At 44.1% G+C, this 22,968-nt stretch carries 18 protein-coding genes; 11 read left to right on the top strand and 7 right to left on the bottom strand.

The window, feature by feature from the left end:
* Nucleotides 1-189: 189 nt before the first annotated feature.
* Genes R7Q41_RS15215 through R7Q41_RS15205 form a run of 3 tightly spaced genes read left to right on the top strand, consistent with a single transcriptional unit; the run spans nucleotide 190 to nucleotide 5,259 of the window.
* Nucleotides 190-846: a TetR/AcrR family transcriptional regulator gene (locus R7Q41_RS15215; protein WP_025767986.1), complete on the top strand. Its 657-nt coding sequence runs from the start codon at nucleotides 190-192 to the stop codon at nucleotides 844-846.
* Nucleotides 833-2,161 (top strand): efflux RND transporter periplasmic adaptor subunit, encoded by a 1,329-nt coding sequence (locus tag R7Q41_RS15210; RefSeq protein ID WP_025767987.1) that lies wholly within the window; start codon nucleotides 833-835, stop codon nucleotides 2,159-2,161. The genes R7Q41_RS15215 and R7Q41_RS15210 overlap by 14 nt, the downstream gene beginning before the upstream one ends.
* Complete coding sequence (locus R7Q41_RS15205; protein ID WP_033906311.1) at nucleotides 2,158-5,259, top strand: efflux RND transporter permease subunit; 3,102 nt, start codon at nucleotides 2,158-2,160, stop codon at nucleotides 5,257-5,259. Before R7Q41_RS15210 ends, R7Q41_RS15205 begins: the two co-directional genes overlap by 4 nt.
* A 507-nt stretch (nucleotides 5,260-5,766) precedes the next feature.
* Here the strand turns inward: R7Q41_RS15205 and R7Q41_RS15200 are convergent.
* The 5 genes from R7Q41_RS15200 to R7Q41_RS15180 all read right to left on the bottom strand — a co-directional run bounded on the left by R7Q41_RS15200 (nucleotide 5,767) and on the right by R7Q41_RS15180 (nucleotide 12,935).
* Nucleotides 5,767-6,606: a hypothetical protein gene (locus R7Q41_RS15200; protein WP_033906310.1), complete on the bottom strand. Its 840-nt coding sequence runs from the start codon at nucleotides 6,604-6,606 to the stop codon at nucleotides 5,767-5,769.
* Between the two features lie 164 nt (nucleotides 6,607-6,770).
* Nucleotides 6,771-7,619 carry a hypothetical protein gene (locus R7Q41_RS15195; RefSeq protein ID WP_005387103.1) on the bottom strand — a complete coding sequence of 283 codons (849 nt, stop codon included), beginning with the start codon at nucleotides 7,617-7,619 and terminating at the stop codon, nucleotides 6,771-6,773.
* A 395-nt stretch (nucleotides 7,620-8,014) separates the two neighbouring features.
* Nucleotides 8,015-8,281, bottom strand: coding sequence for a hypothetical protein (locus R7Q41_RS15190; RefSeq protein ID WP_005373876.1), 267 nt, complete (start codon nucleotides 8,279-8,281; stop codon nucleotides 8,015-8,017).
* Between the two features lie 324 nt (nucleotides 8,282-8,605).
* Nucleotides 8,606-11,764, bottom strand: coding sequence for an efflux RND transporter permease subunit (locus R7Q41_RS15185; RefSeq protein WP_033906309.1), 3,159 nt, complete (start codon nucleotides 11,762-11,764; stop codon nucleotides 8,606-8,608).
* Nucleotides 11,765-11,777: 13 nt separating this feature from the next.
* Nucleotides 11,778-12,935, bottom strand: a complete 1,158-nt coding sequence (locus R7Q41_RS15180) for an efflux RND transporter periplasmic adaptor subunit (protein WP_025767993.1) — start codon at nucleotides 12,933-12,935, stop codon at nucleotides 11,778-11,780.
* A gap of 518 nt (nucleotides 12,936-13,453) precedes the next feature.
* Here R7Q41_RS15180 and R7Q41_RS15175 point away from each other — a divergent pair.
* Nucleotides 13,454-14,971, top strand: a complete 1,518-nt coding sequence (locus R7Q41_RS15175) for a phospholipase D family protein (protein ID WP_171344242.1) — start codon at nucleotides 13,454-13,456, stop codon at nucleotides 14,969-14,971.
* 90 nt (nucleotides 14,972-15,061) lie between these two features.
* Entirely contained in the window at nucleotides 15,062-15,649 is a 588-nt protein-coding gene (locus R7Q41_RS15170; RefSeq protein WP_318144560.1) for a class I SAM-dependent methyltransferase, read from the top strand.
* Nucleotides 15,650-15,703: 54 nt separating this feature from the next.
* On the opposite strand, the gene R7Q41_RS15165 is transcribed toward R7Q41_RS15170, so the two are convergent.
* Complete coding sequence (locus R7Q41_RS15165; protein ID WP_186585498.1) at nucleotides 15,704-16,174, bottom strand: ASCH domain-containing protein; 471 nt, start codon at nucleotides 16,172-16,174, stop codon at nucleotides 15,704-15,706.
* A gap of 200 nt (nucleotides 16,175-16,374) precedes the next feature.
* On the opposite strand from R7Q41_RS15165, the gene R7Q41_RS15160 reads away from it, so the two are divergent.
* Together R7Q41_RS15160 and R7Q41_RS15155 are read left to right on the top strand one after the other, a co-directional pair.
* Nucleotides 16,375-17,220 carry a tetratricopeptide repeat protein gene (locus R7Q41_RS15160; RefSeq protein WP_005373890.1) on the top strand — a complete coding sequence of 282 codons (846 nt, stop codon included), beginning with the start codon at nucleotides 16,375-16,377 and terminating at the stop codon, nucleotides 17,218-17,220.
* Nucleotides 17,221-17,233: 13 nt separating this feature from the next.
* Complete coding sequence (locus R7Q41_RS15155; protein WP_005373896.1) at nucleotides 17,234-17,629, top strand: DUF2391 family protein; 396 nt, start codon at nucleotides 17,234-17,236, stop codon at nucleotides 17,627-17,629.
* Between the two features lie 9 nt (nucleotides 17,630-17,638).
* Here R7Q41_RS15155 and soxR read toward each other — a convergent pair whose 3' ends face one another.
* Nucleotides 17,639-18,073 (bottom strand): redox-sensitive transcriptional activator SoxR, encoded by a 435-nt coding sequence (soxR, locus tag R7Q41_RS15150; RefSeq protein ID WP_005373898.1) that lies wholly within the window; start codon nucleotides 18,071-18,073, stop codon nucleotides 17,639-17,641.
* A 201-nt stretch (nucleotides 18,074-18,274) separates the two neighbouring features.
* Between soxR and R7Q41_RS15145 the strand changes: the two genes are divergently transcribed.
* The 4 genes from R7Q41_RS15145 to dgcA all read left to right on the top strand — a co-directional run bounded on the left by R7Q41_RS15145 (nucleotide 18,275) and on the right by dgcA (nucleotide 22,692).
* Nucleotides 18,275-19,483 (top strand): MFS transporter, encoded by a 1,209-nt coding sequence (locus R7Q41_RS15145; protein ID WP_025767996.1) that lies wholly within the window; start codon nucleotides 18,275-18,277, stop codon nucleotides 19,481-19,483.
* Nucleotides 19,484-19,661: 178 nt separating this feature from the next.
* Nucleotides 19,662-20,543, top strand: a complete 882-nt coding sequence (locus tag R7Q41_RS15140) for a LysR family transcriptional regulator (RefSeq protein ID WP_025767997.1) — start codon at nucleotides 19,662-19,664, stop codon at nucleotides 20,541-20,543.
* 101 nt (nucleotides 20,544-20,644) lie between these two features.
* Nucleotides 20,645-21,649, top strand: coding sequence for an N-acetyltransferase DgcN (gene dgcN / locus R7Q41_RS15135; RefSeq protein WP_318144567.1), 1,005 nt, complete (start codon nucleotides 20,645-20,647; stop codon nucleotides 21,647-21,649).
* A gap of 50 nt (nucleotides 21,650-21,699) precedes the next feature.
* Nucleotides 21,700-22,692: an N-acetyl-D-Glu racemase DgcA gene (gene dgcA, locus R7Q41_RS15130; protein ID WP_005373910.1), complete on the top strand. Its 993-nt coding sequence runs from the start codon at nucleotides 21,700-21,702 to the stop codon at nucleotides 22,690-22,692.
* Nucleotides 22,693-22,968 lie beyond the last annotated feature (276 nt).

Here is a 22,968-nt window from a genome sequence, read left to right as displayed (position 1 = left end):
AGCCTCACAAGACCGTTCTTCCTAAGTAAATACTTTTCTATTTGTTCAAAGAGCAGTTCTTTCTGCTCTTTTTTACTTCTCTTCATCACAAATTAATCACTTGATTAAATACTGATTAATTTTTCACATGTCGCATGAGAAATCAGCGTCTTATAATTAATCAAATGTTTAATATTTTGAGAGAAGATTGTGACGGAAGCGCATCGAAGGGCGGGAAGACCCACAGATAATATCGACGCACGGGAAAAACTGATTTTCCACGCGCGCGAACTCTTCACCATTATGGCTTATGACAAGGTCTCTACTCGCCTAGTCGCGCAGAAAGCAGGCGTGAACGTTGCGATGATTCGCTACTACTTTGGCAACAAAGAAGGCCTGTTCGAGACCATGTTGCGCGAAACACTGTCACCGATGCAAAAGCAGATGCAGACGTTGGTATCCAACAGTAACGAGCAAAACTTTCTCGATCTAATGCGTACCTACTACCGCGAAATGATCAAGGTACCACAGTTCCCACGCTTAGTTGCCCAAGTTATGCATATGCCCCCATCGGAAACCCAACGCAAACTGCTCGAAAAAGTCTTCGCAGATATCAGCAAGCCAATGCAAGGCGTGATCTTTGATAAGTTGATTGACAGTGGCGTTTTACGAAAAGACGCCGACCCTCAACTTTGTCGCGTCTCTTACATCAGCTTGATGGTGTTTCCTTTTATGGCACCACCAGCACTGCTCGCCATTCATGGCATTGAACTTTCTGAAGCCTTCTTGAACCGATTATTCGAACACAACATACAACTGATGAAACATGGATTTTTAGACTCGGGCGACCAATATGAAGATAAATAAAAAGCTGCTGTTCTTTCCTGCTCTTGCGGTGGGGGTCGTCATTCTGTTTTTGGCGATTAGCCTCAAACCAGATTTGCCCGTAAAACCCGCTGGAGATCGTGCACGGTTGGTCGAGACGATTCCACTTGAGCTGAAAGCGATTGCACCTGTTGCTATTGGCTTTGGTAAAATCGCACCGAAAGTTGAATGGAAAGCGATAGCCGAAGTGACCGGTAAAGTGGTTTACCGTCATCCGCAACTGGAAAAAGGACAAGTGCTGCAAGCAGGAACGGAAATCTTGCGAATCGACCCACTCGATTACGAGTTGAAACTGGTTCAAGCTCAAGCCGATCTCAAATCTGCTCAAACCTCTCTGGCTAAGCTGAACCAAGAAGAAGCGAATCTCAAAAGCACACTCAAGATAGAAGCCAACCGTCTGGTTATCGCCAACAAAGAGTTAGACCGTAAACAAAACCTACGTAAGAAAGGCTTAACCTCGCAATCGGATGTAGATCAGCAAGAGCAAAGCGCGCTCTCTCAACGTAAGTTAGTACTGGATATTGAAAATCAAATTGGTTTGATGCCGGATGAGAAACGAGTCGCGGAAGCCCTAGTTAAAGTTAATGCATCAAAAGTGGATGAGGCCGAACGCTCGCTTGATAAAACCATCATCACGCTTCCTTACGATTTGCGTATTGCTGACGTAGAAATTGAGAAAAAGCAAGTGGTTAACCTCCAACAAACCATGGTGACAGGACATGGTATTGATGTCATGGAAGTGGAAGCTCAACTATCCATTCATGACATGCAAACTTTGGCGGCGAGCATCGGTGAGTTTGTCCGTGATGAATCTGGTATTCCACAACCTGATATGAATGCGATTCATGCCAACATTGAACTCAGCAGCGGTAACCTCTCTGCAAGCTGGCCTGCGAAAGTTGCACGCATCAGTGAAACGGTTGATCCAAGCCAAGCGACTGCCGGTGTGATTCTGGAAATTGAACAAGACTACCGTGCATTAAACCCAACGTCTGCGCCTCCATTGGTGAACGGCATGTTTGTGCGTGCCTTGATTGAGGGACAAGAGAACCCGAGTTGGGTCATCCCAGAGCGTGCGCTTCATGGCAATAAGATTTACCTGATGGGCGATGACAATCGTCTGCAAGTCGTCACGGTTGAAGTGTTATATCGTCGCAATAACCAAGTGGTGATCGATGGTGAACTAGAGCAAGGTCAGAAGCTGATCATCAACGATTTGCTGCCTGCGATTAACGGCATGCTATTGAAAGAGTCACCTGAACAGTCAGAAACGGCTATTGAGGAGTCTGATTCATGATCCGATTCTTCGCCAAGCATCCAACAGCAGCCAACTTGCTGATGCTAACGCTGCTGATATTGGGGATTTCTTCACTTTCCACGATTAAGCGTGAAACTTTTCCTGAGTTTGATCCGCCCTACATCCTAGCTGGTGTGGTTTACCCCGGCGCTTCCCCTCAAGAGGTAGAAGAGAGCATCTGTATCCGAATGGAAGATGCTGTCGATGGCCTTGCCAACATTAAAGAAACTCAGTGTGAAGCGATTGAGGGTTCTGCGCGTCTTATCTTAAAACTGAATGAAGAAGCCGACATTGGGCGCATGTTGGTTGATGTTCAAACCCAGATCAACTCGATAAACGACTTCCCACAAGAGATTGAATCTCCTGTGGTCCAAGAGCTCGATTGGAACGAGCCAGTTGTGGATGTCGCGATCACCGCAGATACCACATGGCCAGAGCTAAAAGCGTATGCCGAACAGCTTAAACGCACGTTAAAAATCGATTACGATGTCTCTTTGGTTGAAGTTGCTGGCTTCTCTGACCACCAATACCGAGTAGAGTTAGACACTCAAGCTATCCGACAACTTGGTTTGAGTGTTGGTGATATTGCGGACCAGATTGGTCGTCAAAACGTCAAGTTGCCAAGTGGTAATGTCGAAACGCCAGATAAGAACTTTCTGATCCGCTTTGACGAACGACGCGTGACGCCGGAAGAGCTTGAGACTATCGTCGTGGGCTCTGGTACAAATGGCTCAATCATCCGTCTAAGAGATATTGCGACGATTACCGACCGGTTTGAATTGGACGAACAGAAAGTCCTCTTCGATGGTCACCCTTCTGCCCTACTAAAAGTCAGCAAAAACAAAGAAGATGACGCACTGCGTATCAAGGAACGGGTTGCTCAATTTGTCGAAGAACAACAAGCTATCGCGCCAGACGGTGTGATGCTACAAATGACCAATGACCTTTCATCCGTGCTTTGGGATCGCCTGACCATGATGGTCAAAAACGGTTGGCAAGGTATCATTCTGGTCTTCGCCACCATGTGGTTGTTCTTTAGTTTTCGCTATTCCTTTTGGGTCGCAGCTGGTTTACCCGTTGCCTTCTTAGGTGGGTTATTTTTGATGGCGCAACTTGGCCTGTCCATCAACATCATGTCTTTGGTCGGGTTACTCATGGCCATCGGTATCATGATGGATGATGCCATCGTTATTGCCGAATCGATTGCCGCTCACCTCGACCGAGGAGAAGAGATCGATGATGCCGTTATCAAAGGAGTGAAAAAGGTACTGCCAGGGGTAATTTCTTCCTTCCTAACTACGGTGTGTATTTTTGGTAGCTTGTTATTCCTGCAAGGTGAAATGGGTGCGGTACTTAAAGCAGTTCCTCAAGTTCTGATCCTCGTTTTGAGTTTGAGTTTGGTGGAAGCCTTCTTGATCCTACCTAACCACCTTTCTCATTCGCTACATAAACAAAAGCAAGAGCGAAAGACACCGAAGTTTAAACAAAAGCTGCTCGCTTCTTTTGAAAACTTCCGTAACACCACCTTGGTCAACGCAGTGGATAAAGTGGTCGAGTATCGCTATGCCTTTATGGGTGGCGTAGTTGCATTACTTCTTATCTCCGCTGCCACGTTAGTAGGTGGTTTACTCAAGTTCCAACCCTTCCCTGAGTTGGATGGCGACATTGCAGAAGCGCGCATTATTCTTCCTCCGGGTTCTTCTCTGTCTCAAACGGAAGCTGTCGTCGATAAGATCGTCGCTTCCGCTCAAAAGCTAGATAAAGAATGGACAGAGAAAGTGGAAGACGGCAATCCATTGGTTCTACACATCACCAGTCAATTCAACGCTAACGCCGACGCGAATGAATCTGGCCCTCACATTGCCACGGTACGTCTGGATTTGCTGGGCGCCGAGAGTCGTAACACACTCATCGATGAATTTATCGACGCATGGCGTGAAGACATTGGTGAACTTGCGGATCCTATCTCACTGGTATTTAAACAACCGACCATGGGGCCGGGTGGACGAGCGATTGAAATTCGAGCGAAGCATGATGAACTGGATGCGCTCAAAGCCGCCTCTATCGACATTCAACAGTACTTAAATGAGTTTGACGGTGTCCATGGCGTGTTGGATGACATGCGTATGGGTAAAGAAGAAGTCTTGGTAAAACTGCGTCCGGGCGCAGAAGCTTACGGGATTAACGGCCAACTCATCGCCAATCAATTGCGTGCAGCTTTCTTTGGCCAAACCGCAGACGAGATCCAAGTTGGGGTAGAAAACATTTCCATCGAAGTTCGCCTCGATAAAGCACAAGCCGGTGACTTACAGCAATTGGCAAACTTTCCGATTATCTTGTCCGATGGCAGTCAAATCCCCCTCGCAACCATTGCGACTTTGGATTTCCAACGTAATTACGTAAGAATCCAGCGCATTGATGGCTTGAGGACTGTGAGCGTATTCGGCGATATCGACAATACGAAAGCCAACTCAACCGCCATTATTCGTCAGTTCCAACAGGATGAGGCGCCAAAGCTTATGCAAAAGTATCCTGGTCTTCGCTTTGATTTTGAAGGTGAAGCCAAAGATACCGCTGAAACTGGCTCATCAATGGGTAAAGGCTTCTTGCTTGGTTTATTTGGCGTGTTTGCGATTCTGAGTTACCAATTCCGCAGTTATTTGGAACCATTCGTCGTCATGCTTGCGATTCCCCTCGCCTTTATTGGCGTGGTATGGGGACACATCCTACTCGGTCACTCATTAAGTATGCCAAGTATGATGGGCTTCGTCTCATTAGCAGGGATTGTGGTGAATGACTCGATTCTGTTAGTTCAGTACATACGCCATCATGTGGATGAAGGGGATAATGTACATGACTCAGTAGTCAAAGCCAGTCGGGAACGCTTTAGAGCAGTATTCCTAACATCAATGACCACTGCAGCAGGTTTGCTTCCGTTACTGACTGAAACCAGTTTGCAAGCACAGGTTATCCAACCACTGGTTATCTCCATCGTGTTTGGTATTTTCGCATCCACTCTGCTGGTGTTGTTTATGATCCCTGCTGCGTATGCCATTTTAGCTGACTTCGGCCTAGTCCATAAGCACGAAGAAATCTAAAACGACTGATAAGTAAACTTATCAAAATGAACAAGAACGGCTTAGGTCGCTTTTTGTTCAATACCAATGCGTTAAAAAACACACAATCACTTAACAAACAGAGGGTTATTGTGTCTCATTAAGTGTAAATATGAACAGTTAAGGATTAAGTATGTTGAGCTTTATATAACCAAATCAAATAACCAACACAAGATTTATAATATGTTTTATTGTCAAAAACGGCATTTCACAGAGTAAAAATACACGCAGGCAACACATTCACAATTTAAACTCACGATAATGAAAACATTGATTGAAGAATTAACATTTTAACAATCATTACAACAATGTTAACTTTAGCCTCGTTGGTCGCGCTGGTGGTAAGCCTCTCACCAAGCCTATTGTCAGTTTTATATGGACGTTCGACCACCTCCAAAATGAATAGACACCCAATTTGGTGCCCTTTTTTCGCCCGTGAAAGCATTCTTCGCGGGCTTTTTTCTTTAAGTTAAGTATGAACGCTCTGGATCAACTTTTTTTTGCCAACCTTTCGGATTTGGAGGTAGTATGCGAATCAATAAGCGGAGACAGTGCTAGCAACTCTAAAACATTTTTTTCAAAGATTTCATCCGCGTGTCTTACCCAATCTAAAAACTTTTTTTGAGCAAACATAGGCTCGATTTCATATAAAAATTCAATACTAAAGTAAAACTCATTTTTGATAGGCAAATTGTACACTCTTCGATAGTCTTTTTTATACTCCAAATTTCCTTCTACATATTTTGAAAATGTATTTCCACCAATCTTGATATCTTGGCATTTGATTGGAGGGTAACCACGAAGAAACTCTCCTACAAGGAACTCTTCTTTCGCTCTCTTTTTTTCTTCGTTTATCGGGTCCATTCCCCAACGATGATTTGCATACGCAATGGCATCATTCATCAACTCTGTATGATCACCTTTTTGAGAACCGTCAGGTGACTCTACAGCATGATAAAAATCTACGTACTCTTTCTCTATAAATGAAGATAGTTGATTAACACTAGTAATATATTTATCTGCAGACTTAATCCTTAACCTAATATATAAACCACCTTGTTTATTGATTGGTAATAGTGGATTTATTATTTTATTTTGAAAAGAGAAATAAATCGTGGCCAAGTTTATAAACTTTTCATGCCGCTCTACTTTTGAATCAATATTGAATCGTTGTAATTCAATAAAATCTTGGTATACATGACCTTCATATATATTGTTCGGACATTCAAATGATAGTACTAAGTCATCTATCTGGAATACATTATGTAACAAGTGTGCAAAATCTGGTTTCCCTCTAAACCCATCTTTAAAGATTTTGATAAAATTCATATTTATATCTCTTGTTATTTAAATATGTATTGATATTTGTGATAGGCTCTATACTAAATCCATTGGCTTTATATGCGCCATGGCGTACAAAGGTAAATAGACATCCAATTTGATTCATTTTTCTCTCATGGCTACATACTTTGCTAGCTTTTCTTGACGCTGTGTTACTCTGCCTTAGTTTTTTCGTTCAATCCCTTTACCGCTTTGGCTGTATACGAGTCGATGAGCGGAGACAAATCCAGTAATTCCAATACTTTTTTTTCAAAGGTTTCATCCGCACTTCTCACCCAATCTAAAAACTTCTGCTTAGCAAACATCGATTCGTACTTATACCAAAACTCGATGCTCAGGTAGAATTCATTTTTTATGGGTAAATTGTATACTCTTCGTAATTCACTCTTATACTTAAGATTACCTTCTGAGTATTTTGAGTATTTGTTTTTTCCAACTTCAACTATCTCACACTTTATTGGTGGATAACCACTTAAGAAACCTCTAATTAAATATTCTTCTTTTTCTCTTTTTCGGTGTTCACTTTCTGGAATTTCTCCCCATTGTTTATTCGCACGCTTAGTCAATTCTTTCATCAAGTCTGTATGATACCCCCTCATAGAGCCTTCACTTTGCTCCGGGGCATGATAAAAATCATAATATTCTCTCTCTAAAAATGAGGACAATTGACTAATATTATCAATATCTTCTCCAGTAGATTTAACCCGTAGCCTAATATATAATCCACCTTGTTTGTTAATAGGAAGCAAAGGGTTTAATATTTTCTTCTGAAACAAAAAATATACCGTAGCTAACTTTACAAACCTTTCATGCCTCTCTATTTTTGATTCAACATCGAACTGTTCTAAATTAACAAGATCCTGGTATACATGTCCTTCATATATGTTGTTCGGACACTCAAATGACAGCACTAAGTCATCTATCTGGAACGCATTATGTAATAAGTCAGAGAAATCCGGCTTTCCTCTAAAACCATCTTTACACATTTTAATAAAACTCATATGTCTATCTCTTACTCTTCAAATATGCATCAATACCTTTAAACGAACGCCTGCAATATGAGTTCTAATTCAAGTAAAGGTAAGCCACATACTAAGGTATTATGAAGGTCAAAAAGGAGATCGGATCTTTTCAAAATTTTAAATATCTAACATCACCTCCACTTTACTGAAATCTACACTTTTAAAAGTTACATCCGCTCCATCCAGCAATAGCTCATCAAACACGCCAACTATTGATAATAGGCTTGAGGATCTGATCTCCACCCATGAAATGAGAAACAAAAAAGCCAGCCTTAAAAGGCTGGCAAGTAGAGCAACAAGGTCAGTGCTTACTGCTAACTAACACCGAACTCGTATTGGATTCATTTTCGTCTGTTAGTCTCTTTTATCGGCGTTTATGACTTGCTTGCTTTCTCTTTGTGGCACGTTACCTTTACTAACTGTTCTTGCTCATCTTTAATGTTTTTCACGATACGCTCATCACGTGCGTGAATGGCATCCATGTTCATTTGCTGAATATCTGCTATAGCTTCATGTTTCATTTCAGAAAAGTCCTGACGTAAATCTGAGCTCCACTCCTCTTTGTCTAAAGTGTTAGCAGCAGCGATTGGTGATGACATTACAGCAATAAGACTTAGAGTAGATAGAAATACGCTTTTCATAATAAGCTCCTTGAGGATTAGCAGTTAATTTTAATTACAATTTATATATTGCACATACGATGCCAACTTTTATTTTGTTATTTTTCAACAACTTAAATAAACCCTCATATTCAACGTTATCTTCGTCTGGTAAATTTCGCTAACCAAGTGTCAAATTAACCATACGAATTTAAAACATTAGAAACATACACATTGAAAATGCTTTGTCAGGCAGTTTTCTCATCAGATAATTACGTAACTGCCCACTAAAAAATCGCTTTGAATCAAAATGCGGAAACAAAAAAGCAGCCCGAAGGCTGCTCCTAATCGTTAACATCAAGCTTGTTAACTCGATACGCTTGCTTCAACGCTCGACGTCACTGGCGACTTTCTGAAACGATTAATCAAACGATGGATAAACCTCTTAATCGATCTGAAAATATTTTTAATATCTTCAAGCATTAAATACAAACAAGGCACCAACACTAAAGTCAGAACCGTTGCGTACAACACCGCAAAGCCCAAAGCGACAGCCATCGGTATGACAAAACGCGCCTGCAAACTCGTTTCAAACATTATCGGCAATACACCCGCAAACGTCGTTATTGAGGTGAGCGTGATAGCTCGAAAACGAGCACAACCCGCCTCAACAACCGCTTGTTTGATGTTCATACCCTTTTCTCTCACTTGGTTTACGTAATCTGTCATAACCAGAGAGTCGTTAATAACCACGCCAGCAGCGGCGATCAAACCAAATGTCGACATCATACTGATGTCTAAACCTAGCCAGAAATGGCCCCAAATCGCCCCCGTCAGACTAAACGGAATAACGGACATTACAATCAAAGGTTGGGTATAACTTTTTAACGGTACAGCTAACAAGATGTAGACGATGATCATGCCAGCAATAAAGAACAAAATCTGTTCATTACGCTGCGCAGCCTGCTCTTCAATATCACCGCCCAATTCTGTTTTCACAGTTGGGAAGGCTTGCTTCATGTCCGGTAAGATATTGTCGTCAATGACCTTAACGATTTCTTGAGGTTCAACCAATTCTTCGTCTATGGAACCATAGACATAAACGGTTTGATACCCGCCTTCACGTCGAATGCTACTCACGCCCGGCTGCTCATTGATCTTCACCACATCACCCAACATGACCTTCTTACCTGCTGGTGTGGTAATCACAGCGTAACGCAATGATGAGAATGCTTCACGCGTCAATTGCGGGTAACGCACCATAACTTTAATTTCTTCACCATCACGAATAATGCGCTGTGCTTCGCCACCATAAAAGCTGCCACCAACTTGCTCTGCGATCATGGTGAGATCCAGACCGAGATCGTACGCTACAGGCGCAAGAGACAGGAGTACTTCTTTGCTTCCAGAATCAATAGAAGATGAAATATCATATAACCCTTCTTCCTGCTGTAAACGCTCTATCAAGTAACGCCCAGCCTCGTTGAGCTCATTGATGTTAGAACCAAACAACAAGTAGCCAAACTCATCTCTGTCACCACCACCCGCACTCTGCTCGCGGATTTTGATGCTCTTCATACCGGGAATAACAGGCATAGCTTCACGCCAACGTCGAGCCAGTTCAAATGTATTGAACGGGCGTAACTCTTCATCAACCAGAGGTACTAATACACGACCTTCGGTGCGGCTTCTGTTGTACGACAGCACATCACGAATCATTCCTTGACCATGTTCTGCAATGGTCTCAGATTCGATCTTTTGCATGACACGTTCAATAGTCTTGAGTGCACTGATTGTCTGCTCACTTGAAACGGTATCATTCATTTCAATAGTGATCGCAGGATAGTCAGTCGGCACTTTAGGGTTGGGGATCACCCGAACATAATTCGCGTTGATCAAAGCCGCGCTGATCAGCAGTAAACCACAGAACACCGCAAACACTGTCCAGCGCCAATGGGTGCATGTTGTTACAAAGTTCCGATATGGACCATTTACAAAACCAAAAAAACGTTGGTTAAATCGGTCACGCCAACCACCTGGTTTAACTGGCTTAAAATGAGTATGCGCAAGGTGTGCAGGAAGGATCAGCTTCGATTCAATCAAACTGAAGATCAAACACAGAATCACGACCCCCGCGATACCATAAAAGAAGGCACTATCAATACCACTAGACAACAAGAATGGTGCGAATACAGCAATCGTTGTCAGAACACCAAATGTCGCTGGCGTAGCAACACGTTTGACACCGCGTACCACGTTATCGACACCGCCGCCCTTTTCTTCGATTTCACTGTACGCACTTTCTCCCATGACGATGGCGTCATCCACCACAATTCCGAGCACCATGATGAAAGCAAACAGCGAGACGATGTTCACTGTAATACCCAAAGCTGGCATCATCATTACAGCACCGAGGAAACAGACAGGTAGCCCAATCATTACCCACATAGCCAAGCGGAAACGTAGGAAAATGGTCAGCATAATCGCGACTAATGCAGCACCTTGCAGCAAGTTTTTCAACATCATGTCGAGACGCCCATTTAAATAATAAGTCGTATCAACTAAGACTTTGAGCTTAACATCCTGCGGCAATGTCTTGTTTTTTGCTTCAATATAATTACGAACGGACTGTGCAACAGGGATAATGTTCTGATCACGAGTTGCTTCAACAGACATGTAGATCGCATTTTGCCCTGAGTATTCAAAATAGCGCTCTTCTTCCGTAAAGCCATCTTTGATCGTGGCGATATCTTGCAGTAAAACCTTCGCACCATTTGCGCCAAGCTTTACAGGAATATTTCTAAACTCATCACCACGGTAGTATTGGTTTTCAATCCTTACTGCAATCATCCCTGAGTTTGTTTTTACTTCGCCCGCAGAAAAGTTGGCTGAGTAACGGCTGATCGCGCTGCTGATATCGCTCAACGTCAGGTCGTATTTACGAAGAACAAGTGGGTCTACTTCAATCGCTATTTCTTCTTCTGGCGCACTCAGATACACCAGCATGACGTTTTCTAACTGAAGTAATTCATCTTCGATTTGCTTAGCAAGCGGTTTAAGCTCCTCGAGCGGTCGGTCCCCAACTAACCCCATTTCGATTACATCTTGGCGCCATTCAACTTGGTAGACATTGATTGGTTCCATACCCGCTGGTAAGTTAGACAAGGTATCAATACGTTGGTTTACATCATCTAAGACACGCTTGATATCGGCATTAACGTCTACCTCGATGGAAACATACGCGCTACCTCTAGAGGCCGTTGAGACTGCTTTTTTAATCCCGGTGACGTCTTTAATCGATTCCTCGACCTTAACGAGAATACTCTCTTCTATCTCTTGAGGAGAAGCGCCAGGATAAGTCGCACGAACATCAATGTAGTTCACCTCAATATTCGGAAACATCTGCCTTTGAATAAAGAGAAAACTCACCACACCCATGATAATGATGAACACCATCAAAAGGTTGGCAGCGACGGGGTTATTCGCAAAATAGGCAATTAAGCCCTTTTGTTTAGTATCTTCCATGACAAACTCCTACTTACTGTACGACGGTTTCGGAGTCGTCACTCTTTTTTGCGATTTGTACCGCCATGCCTTTTTGAGGGTACTCTGGTAAGGTCAGTACCAACTTATCACTTTGCTCTAAGCCTTCGCCCACCAGCAAAAACTCACCTTCTGCTCTCAAAACCGTGACAGTTCTGGGTTGAAGTTGATTATCGCCATTCACCACCCACACGGTACGGTTTTTAACTAATTCCTGTGGCAAGCGGTAGATGTGCTTAAGTTCCTTACCAGTGAAGCTCACTTCAACGTAGGAGCCGAATTTAATTGGAGGCTGCTGGTTATCGACACCGTATGGGTCCGCGATTTGAATGACCATGTTAATCATTCGGGTAGCGCTATCAATCATGCCTAGATCACGAACTACTCGACCTTCTCTAGTGGTAGAAAACACACCTTGCTGCGTCACTGTCGCAGTGAGTTCACCAATGGATTCGGGTAAAAATGCACTATCAAAACCGGCAATGGGTACGTGCACCTCTGCCACTTCGATGTTGTTTAATGTGGCAACTCGAGAACCAGATGTAACAAATTGACCAACACCAATATCACGCTCAACAACCAGCGCATCGTAAGGTGCAACGACTTTGCAATTTTCTAACTCTCTTTTTGCTCGTTTGAGTGCCGCTTGAGCCGACTTTACTTGCGCTTGTGCGCTCAAAACGTGAGGCTTGCGTAAATACAGATCCGTCACTTGCTTATCGCTCAGTCTCTTTGCCTGACGTTTTGCCACTTCGGCTTTCGCTTGTTCCTCAATCAAGTTTGCGCGTGCACTAGCTAAATCGGCTTCAGCTTGTAAAACCGACGCTTCATAGTTGTCGCTTTCAATTGTGAAAAGAACCTCTCCTCGTTTCACGATGCCACCCGTTACAAAATTCGGGTGCCAACTTATCACTTCACCACTGACTTGCGCGGAAAGGTGTGTTTTTTCAAAAGGGACTAATTCACCGTGACTGGTAATCACCACTTTGTGATCAGTAGGAAAAAGAGAAGAAGCCTGAACAGTAGGTTCTGTAATTGCATCTTTGGTTGACTCTTTTTCCGGCGCAGTTGCGGCAATTGCAGCATATCCTGCATAAGAGCCTCCAACGACGACGAAGGGTAAAAGCCAACGTAATATGGGTTTTGCTAACATCGAAAATCCTTTTTTATTGTTGTTTTCAACACCACACTTTTATTCAGTCCATTGCTCCCGGTAAGCATGGTGATGAGAGAATTGAATTTGAATAAACATCAAAGCGGCGCTTGCCTAGTCTTTTAAGCAGCGAACTAGATAGTTATTGCCAATTCAAAGTTAATAAAATTAACAAAAAATTAACCAACTGCGCAAGTTGCTCTGACTTAACTTTTGTTCTAAACAGCAAATGACATGCCAAGCATTTATTTATTAAAAATCATATGGTTATATAAAAATCATTATTTTATCCAGTGTGCTATTGGTCATAATCACCAGATATTAGTGATTATGACCAATACGGCCATAATGATAATTAAAATAAATGATTATCTGCGCTCTAAAAGTTGAACTTAGTGCAGGCTCTATGGCAATTCATTGATTAATCGCTCGTTATCAAACGGTTCTGGGTGCATGTGGCGTCAGCTTAAGTCTATAATTTGGAGTAGGTAACACTCTGTAAGACAAGGAAATGTGCTTTGTTACAAACACTCGCCAAGTTGCTCTTCCCCTCGCTGCTCACTATTTTATCGGCATGCTCATCCGTATCGTTGAATGACGCCAGTGAAAAGTCCACCAGCTTTCAGCTCGGTTATCAAAAGGATTCTGTTCTTGCGCAGTACTTTGAAGCTTACGGGAGAGACCCTAAGTCCATAACTGGCTTTGCACCGTTAAATCAGGGACACGATGCCCTTCTTGCTCGAACCTCTTTGATCGAGTCCGCCCAGAAAAGCCTTGATCTTCAATACTATATTTACCGTGGTGACGAAACGAGTCAGCTAATAACGTGGCGCTTGTATGAAGCGGCAAAGCGTGGTGTTCGAGTAAGGCTGTTGCTTGACGATATGCAAAAGCGAAACGACGATGTGATGGCTGCCCTCAATGCACATCCTAATATAGAAATCCGCTTATTTAACCCGCATCAGTATCGCGACTCCCGTTGGTTCGCTCTTGCTAGCGATTTTGAACGTCTTAATCGTCGTATGCACAATAAGTCTCTGATTGCAGACAGTGTTTCCGCCATTGTCGGAGGTAGAAATATCGGCAATGAATACTTCTCTTTTGAATCGCAAGTTGAGTTTGGTGATTTTGATCTTCTGCTCTATGGTGAGGCGGTACAACAAACTGCCGATCAGTTCGACCTCTACTGGAATAGCGCCTATGCGATACCAATGGAATGGATTACACCGAATTCACAGCAAATTACCGACCAAGCGATTCAAAAGCAGGTCAATAAACTCCGGTTAGAGGAAAAGTTTTCAACCGGCCGCTATGACTTCACACAACTGGATATGTACCAAGATCTAAAACAAGGCAAACTCAAGCTCTACTGGGGAGAAGCGAAAGTATGGTTTGATCTGCCCGATAAAGTCGCAACCCGAGAGAGCCAACTTATTGATAATTTGTCGGAACTGGTTAAAAGTGTTGAGGATTCATTTGTGCTCATTTCTCCTTATTTCGTTCCTACTAAAGTAGGTACTCAAGCATTAAGTAACGCGGCCAAGCGAGGCGTTGATATCACGATTGTGACCAATAGCCTCGCGTCTAACGATGTGTTTGCCGTGCATGGTTGGTACGCAAAATATCGAAAAGATCTACTCGAAGCTGGAATCAAGCTTTGGGAAGTAAAAGCGAGCGCAAAACTCAAAAGTAAGTGGAGCCTCACGGGGAGTAGCAGAGCAAGTTTACACGCTAAAGCAATGACGATTGATAACAAAACACTTTTCGTTGGTTCAATGAACTGGGACCCACGTTCGGCAGCTTTGAATACCGAAATGGCCGTTGTTATCGAACAGCCAGAATATGTGCAAATGTTTCTAGAACAACTGCCGAATCAACTGTCGAGTAACGCCTACGCCTTAACTCTGCGCGACGGGGACATTGTCTGGATCGACGTAAAAACAGGCGAAGAATACGACTCCGAACCAGAAGCAGGAGTATGGCGAAAAATGGGCGCTTGGTTCTCCGGAATATTACCGATTGAAGATCAGCTATAACAGTTGCCAATACTGCAAATCTCCCCAGTCAAGCAAAACAAAATGGACGCTAGTTTTGGGCAGGGGACACAACCAACATAAGGAAGTTCAATGCCAGCGCAATGGAATGAATACTATCAGAAGTTTTTAAGCCAACCTCACCGCCCAAACGTGGAAAATGCCCTGAACCTACTTAAGATAGAAGGCAAAGTCGCTCTTGATATTGGCTGCGGAATAGGTCGAGACAGTCACTTTCTCCTCGAACAGGGATTTAAGGTTCACGCATGTGATAGCAATGAAGATGCAGTAAAAACTTGTTTAACACGCTTTGAAGGTAATAAGCGATTTTCAGTTTCGCAGTGCTGTTTTACTGAGTTTAATTATCCTCAGTGCAGCTTGGTTATCGCAAATGCCAGTTTGTTCTTTTGCCCTGACAAAGGCTTCAAACAAGTCTGGACAAAAATAGACAGCGCATTACAACCGGGCGGTATCTTCTCCGGTGATTTCTTGGGAGTGAAAGACTCCTGGGTTACCTTCGAAATGCACCCAAACATTACCGCATTAACAAAAAAGGAAGTGGAAAGCTTATTCGAAGGTTACGACCTCATTTCATTGCATGAAAGAGATGAAGACGGGACCACTGTAGTCGGAAGCCAAAAACATTGGCACATGTTTAGTGTGACCGCTCGAAAGCGCTAAAAATGGTCTCTCAGTAAAGAAAGCAGCACTTCAAATCAGTGCTGCTATCAGAGATTAATTGACGGGATACACCACTTCAAAACGCTCTAAAACCAGCGTACGTTTCTCATGCCAATCGATGTTCAACTCATCGCATTCAGCTCTAAAAAATGCAGTATGAGCATCACGCCACCAGTTTAAGGTTCTATCACCTTCGCCTTCTGCGAAGGCAAACTCTGCGGTTACATCCTCATATTTGCATGTACTTACGTCAGTAATTCGTATCACGCAAACTGGGTCCCCATCCCAATTCGTCACTACTTGTAAATGACCGACTTGGGGCATGATTTCACCATGTTCTCGATACCAAAGCTCCAAACTGCACGATGCAGTTTTCTGTCCAATACGAACCAAATCTGCGCATACATTCGCGTTGTATTCGTCGGCACAATAATAGTCAGCACTGACTGATGGTACAGCTTCCCTTTGTTCTGGTGATAATAATTCTAGGAATTGTTCTAAGTAATCCTTAGCTCGCGCGTCCATGCTCACTCCATTAATCATAAATTCGCAAGGAGGATAAAAGATATCACAACAAATAACCATCAGGAACAAACTGAAAAACAACAAGAATATGACTTCTACGAAGACGACTGTTATTTCTTTTGTAATAACTTTGCTAAACGTTTGTGCTATTTGCTATTGTTGCATGGTCTATCTGTACTCTTCTCGTGAAAGGACGTTATATGCGCTTATTTATTGGTATTTTTTTCTCGCTGATACTTGCCTTGCCAACAATGGCATCGGAGGAAAAGTATTCAGAATCGGATCTGTTAGATAGACCATTAATGGAACGCTATATTTTAGATGAACTAAAAGCGCTGCGTCAGGACTATCAAAGCCTAGAAAAGCGAATGATCACAGAGATCACCGATCGCGAGCTAACGGTCGCAGATAAATCGTTGAACTATGCCAACGTGACCGTTACATACTTCTTCTACATCATTGCTGGTGTCGCATCGCTGATTGCCTTTGTCGGATGGCAATCTCTGCGCGAGTTTAAACACAACACCAAAGAGATGGCTGATAAACGATTGGAGAAGATCGCCCAAGAATACGAGAAAAAGTTTGTCGCCCTTGAGCGAGATTTAAAACGCAAAACTCGCATTATCAGCGAAAACAACAAAGAGATTGAGAAAATCAACGAGATCCATAACTTATGGCTACGTGCACAAAGCTCTCAAACTCCAGAACAACGTATTGAGATCTATGATGAAATCTTATTAATTCGTCCAGGTGATTTAGAAGCGTTGACTTACAAAGCCGACGCAGCGATGGAAATCAACGAATACCATTGGGCACTTAGCATTTGTAACCGCGTACTTGAAGTCGATTACACCAACGGCCCTGCACTGTATCAACGCGCGTGTGCATACTCTCGCCTTGGTATCGAAGAGCAAGCTATTGAAGACTTGGAACGCGCAATTGAATACAGCCCATCCATTCGTGATTTACTTGCCGAAGAACGAGACCTCGAATTGCTGCACGGTAATGAGCGTTTTGAAAAGCTCTTACATCTAGCAAGCGAATAATGGAATAAACAGCATGAGCAGCCACTTTAATCTAGAAGACGCTAGCCAAGTATTGGTTGGCGCTTTTGCCCTAGCAGTCCCGATCTCATTTTCGGAGGAAGCGTGGCGATTGGGTGAGAGCCTACCAATGGCAAACTTGCTCATGCTGTTAAGTCTTTCTGTCATTTTCCTCAGTTTTTTCGCGTATCAAAGCGTGTTTCAAAGCCACATCAAGAATCGCGTATCCATCTTTATTTTTCGTGTGGTTATCGCGTACCTCATTGCGGCAGTTGTGGTAGCGTTAGTTCTTTTCTGTCTTGATAAGCTGCCACTCATGAATGAGCCTTTGGTTGCGATAAAGCGCGTTATCGTCATCACAATGCCTGCTTCGATGGGCGCGATCGTAGTCGACAGTTTCGACAAAGAATAGAGATAATCGCTACTCTTCTTCTAACGTTAAGTTCGACCCCGAGTGGTCTTTCCCTAATACATCTTCTGGGTTTCGCAGTGCGCAGGTTTCTAACGACAAGCACCCGCAGCCAATGCATCCGCCTAAATCGTTTTGCAACGCTTTAAGTTTTTGAATCTTTTGTTCTAACTGTTCATGCCAATGGCTTGCCATTTCTTCCCATTGCGCTTTGTTAGGGGCTTGGTGTTTCGGCAGTTCATCTAACGCATGTTTAATTTCTTCTAACGACAACCCAACTTGCTGCGCTGCTTTGATCACCGCAACACGGCGCAACACACTGCGATGGTAGCGACGCTGATTACCTTGATTTCTCCAACTCGAAATCAGTCCTTTTTGCTCGTAAAAATGTAGGGCAGATACTTTCACTCCAGAACGTTTTGCCACTTCTCCTACGCTGATTTCCATCCTTGACTCCCTGTATATCAATTTTGTTAAAAAAACGCTTTACCTCAAGTTTACTTGAGGTTTTAAAGTTGCACCATCTTAATTAACGCTAAACCCCGGCGAGCTCAAGATAATGTGTTCAGCGCGAACGACTTGGTTGTTAAACACAAGACAGTTGGACATCAACCTTTTGAAATACATCGGGAGTTAGAGGCAAACATAATGAAAAATAAAACTCAGCCGTACTTAGCTGGCCGCTTCTTCGACAGTATCTCCTCTGGCTTATTCATGATGGCGCTGCCATGGGTCATGCTTTCCGAACCTAACATGGGTACATTCGTCGCTTTAGTTTCTCTGAGCTGCACCGCGATTTCTTTTCTAGCAACGCCTTTCTTTTCCACTTTAATTGACCGACATTCACGCAAAGTACTACTCGTGCTCAATCAATGGATTCAATCGGGTATGGCTTTGGTGGTGTTCATTGCTTATTGGTTAGGGTTTGAGTCACACTGGTTACTGGCTTTTGCACAATTGGTGTATTGGGTTTCGAGTAATTTTGCATGGACGACCAACAACGCCTTCACCCAAGAAAATTATCAGCACCATGAGTATGCGAAAATTTCGGGTCAGCAAGAAATTGTAATGCAATCCACAACCCTCGGAGCTGGCGCGTTGGGTATTGTTTTGCTTGAAATGTGGGGTATGAAAGAGTTTGCTTTGTTTGCGGCCAGCGCCTCTGCGTTAGCAGCGATGTTCTATATTCTGACGCCTTATACCCAACAATTAAGGGCATCAAAATCCGTTGCTTTCATCGCGCAACTCAAAGAGAGCAAACAAATATTCCGTCTCGAACCTCGATTTTATGGCTTTATTCTGCTCTCTTGCCTCTCTTATCCTGCATTGACGTATTTGAGCAAACTGGTGCCGATTTGGTTTTCTGAACAAGGCATCTCTGGCGATTGGTTTGCAGGGTTCAACATCAGTTTTGGCCTCGGCTCGTTGCTAACCGGCTTTATTGTCACCAAAGTGCTAAGCCGTGCCTCCCATAGCCACATTATGTTCGCTTCGATGGTTATGGTCTCTTTTGCGCTTATCGGTATGAGTTTTGCGATGAGCCCGCTGACCATCTTATTGTTTACGGCGCTGTTTGGCGTATTTAACGCGCTAAATCGCATTGCGAGAGTCAACTGGATGCATCATACCGTAGCGGTTCATCAACGAGGTCGCGTCGATGGCGGCATCAGCATGTTTGCCACCACCATTCAATCTCTCAGTTACGTGTTAATCGCGATGTTAAGTCATTACGAGCTAACACAATACGGTTTTGCAATAGCAGCTGTTGTCATGGTGTTAGCAGTGGTTTTGATGGGATTACTCAGCCGAGACGTCGAGCCGTTTAACGACCTGCCCCTTCATGCAGCAGCAAAGTGAAGCATAGAAGTTGAGAAGTTGAGAAGTTGAGAAGTTGAGAAGTTGAGAAATTGAAAAAGCGAGATAAGAAGGCAACCAACATCGTCTTCCTATTTTTTACGCCAGCACTTTTGCCTCTATCGCTTATCAGCAAGGTTGGGTATTCTGAGGTGACCAACATGAGCAGGGGGAAATCGCAGTGAACTTAAGGCAATTAGAAGTCTTTTACGCCATTATGCAAGCAGGAACGGTGTCAGGCGCGGCTCGCTTACTGCACGTTTCCCAACCTAATGTCACTCGAGTTCTCGCCCATACAGAACAACAACTGAGCTTCGCTTTATTTGAGCGTGTAAAAGGTCGCCTCGTTCCCACTCAAGAAGCCAAAGCCTTATTGCCAGAGGCTGAAAAAGTCTATCAACAACTCGGACAATTTCGCTCTCTGACCAACAAAGTCAAACAGGGAACTCAACATTTACGAGTCGGTGCCCCGCCTGTTTTGGCCGCGCACTTGTTAGCGCCGACTGTCGCGTTGTTGTCGAAAGAGCACGGCATCTCCTTTGAGCTATTAACGGCCAATCGCGATGAGCTGTGCTCAGGATTACTGAAACATGAACTGGATGTCGCCATTGCGTTCGGTGAAGAAACACCACCAGCGATCATGGGGCACGTGTTATTGAAAGAAAACTTAGCACTGATCGCTCCTAAAAGCGCAGCGATACCCGCAGAAAAAACCGTCATTTTAGAAGAACTCATCAGTCACGATTTACCCATTATCGGTTTAGATAGCCGAGACCCTCTGGGCTTGCTGTTACATCAAACCTTGTCAGCGCGTGACGAGCATTATCAACATGCCATTACCGTCCGCAGCTACTCCGCGGCGGCTGAACTGGTGAAAAACGAAGCAGGATTCGCGATTGTAGACCCTTGGACTGCAAAACAATATCGCCAAGATAATGCCGTTTCCGTGCATGCTTTGGAGCCAAATATGTCCTTCTCTGTCTCTATTTTATTCGCAGAGCACACACCTCAATCCATTGCGACAAAGCAATTTATCACCGCTCTAAAACAACAGATGGTTTAAAGGTATAACCTGAAGTTATACCTGCCTAACAAATAAGCATTCGGTTTCCTAAATCAGTCTGGCTAAATTAATGAGCAATAACGATGACGAAGGGAACCATCATGCAAATTGCTCAACCTTACCTACTTTTTCTTGGCGATGTAACCGATCCACTTGCAGCAAAAACCGCGCGTGGCATTTACCAATGGCGACCTGAGATTTGCCTTGGCCAAATCCGCCTGACGCCAGAAACCGTATCGCTTGGTTTAACCGACATGACAATACAACAAGCGCAGCAGCAAGGAGCAAAAACGCTGGTGCTCGGCACGGCAAATCCAGGAGGCGTCATTCCCGAAGCTTGGCAAACAACCTTACTTGAAGCCGCAGAAATGGGATTTGAAATTGCATCGGGCATGCACCAACGTTTGGCGGAATTTGCTCCTCTTGCCGATCTAGAACAACGCGGATTAACCAAACTGTATGATGTTCGCCATTATGATGCCCCGCTCAAGGTCGGCAATGGCAAAGCTCGTGCAGGCAAGCGAGTACTTACTGTAGGGACAGATTGCTCCGTTGGCAAAATGTACTCTGCCCTTGCCATTGAGCATGCATTGAAGCGTAAAAACTGTCGTGCAGAGTTCAAAGCAACGGGTCAAACCGGAATTCTCATCGCAGGCAGTGGCATTTCGATTGATGCCGTAGTTGCCGATTTTATCTCCGGCGCAGTAGAAGCGATCAGCCCTGAGTTCACCGATCACGATTGGGACATCATCGAAGGGCAAGGTTCATTGTTTAACCCTTCGTTTGCTGGCGTAAGTTTGGGCTTACTTCACGGCGCACAAGCTGACGCTCTGATACTGTGCCATGAGATTGGTCGCCCGCACATCCGCAACTTACCACATGCGAGCTTGCCAACCATTGAACAAACGATAGAAGCGAATCTGGCCGCTGCTCGCCTAACAAATCCAAACGCTCAATTAGTGGGTATTTGCTTAAACACTTCGGCGCTCAGCGAAGAAGATGCTGCCCAGTTATGCCAGGATTGGAGCGACAAATACCAAGTGCCCGTCACCGACCCTGTACGTTTTGGCGTTGATGCGGTTGCAGATAGGCTCCTTACGATTTAAGAAACATTTACGGTTTAGAAAATAACTGCGGTTTAGGGAAAACTAGTGAGATGAAAATTCATGTAGAACCTGTCACGATTGCCATGGCGACACCATTTCGCATCTCTCGCGGCAGTCGGACAGAGTGCCACGTAGTCCGAGTGACAATTGAACATCGAGGCATGACCGCCCAAGGTGAATGCACGCCATACCCTCGTTATGGTGAATCGGTTGAATCGGTGATTAAGGCGATTTCTCACGCCGCACATGAACTGCAAAGTTTGTATGCCAAAGGCGAAGCTGATGTCATGGTTCTCAAAAGCCAGCTTCAATCGTTATTGCCCGCGGGGGCGGCAAGAAATGCATTGGATTGCGCCCTTTGGCATCTTCACGCGCTTTTGAGCCACAAGCAGCAGGTTAACGACCTCTTTACGTTACCAGAGGCGATTGTGACGGCGATGACGGTTTCTATCGACACGCCGCAAGCGATGGCCAAACAGGCGCAAGCTTACGTTAGTCAAGGCGCAAAACTGCTAAAGGTAAAACTGGATGGTGAACACGTACTTGATCGCGTTGCAGCAGTACGCGATGCTGCGCCGCACGCGCAAATTGTTTTAGATGCGAATGAAGCATGGCAAGGCCTCGACCTCGCGACGGTATTTGCTCAACTCGAACCGCTAGACATCACCATGATCGAACAACCGTTGCCACAAGACTGCGATGACGTACTCGCCAGCATTCCGCACCCCATTCCACTTTGCGCCGATGAAAGTTGTCACACCAGAGAGCAATTGCATCAGTTGGTTGGCAAATATGAAATGGTGAATATTAAGCTAGATAAAACTGGCGGGCTCACTGAAGCACTATTATTAGCCGACGACGCCCAAAAACTCGGTTTTAGCCTCATGTCCGGTTGTATGTTGGGGACGTCGCTGGCGATGCGAGCCGCGTTACCTATTGCAGCTCAGGCAAGCGTTGTCGATCTTGATGGCCCGGTGCTGCTCGGACAAGATGTAACGCCAAGCTTGGTTTATTGCGACGGCGAAATCGTTCTTTCCAAATAGCCTAAACAATCCAGAGGTTTTGCTCCAAAAGTCAGAACCTCTGAGTTTATGATCTCGATTAAAAGACAATCAGCCCCATCATGAAATAAGTCACATAAATTATATGGTTATTGAGGCATGCTAAGATTCCAGTAGTCCAAGAAGGTGGTCTTATGCATCGAGTCATCCGGAAAATGACGTGGAAAACGAATAGGCGGTAATCCCGCCCTACTCCAATGCAGTGCGTGGGTTTCTATAACAACCCACTTCCTAGCAATTCGTAGGTTTTTCACGCCA

This window comes from Vibrio sp. 2096 (assembly GCF_033339595.1).
In the GTDB taxonomy this organism is placed as follows: Bacteria; Pseudomonadota; Gammaproteobacteria; order Enterobacterales; family Vibrionaceae; genus Vibrio; species Vibrio alginolyticus.
This window is presented reverse-complemented; position numbering and strand designations above follow the sequence as displayed.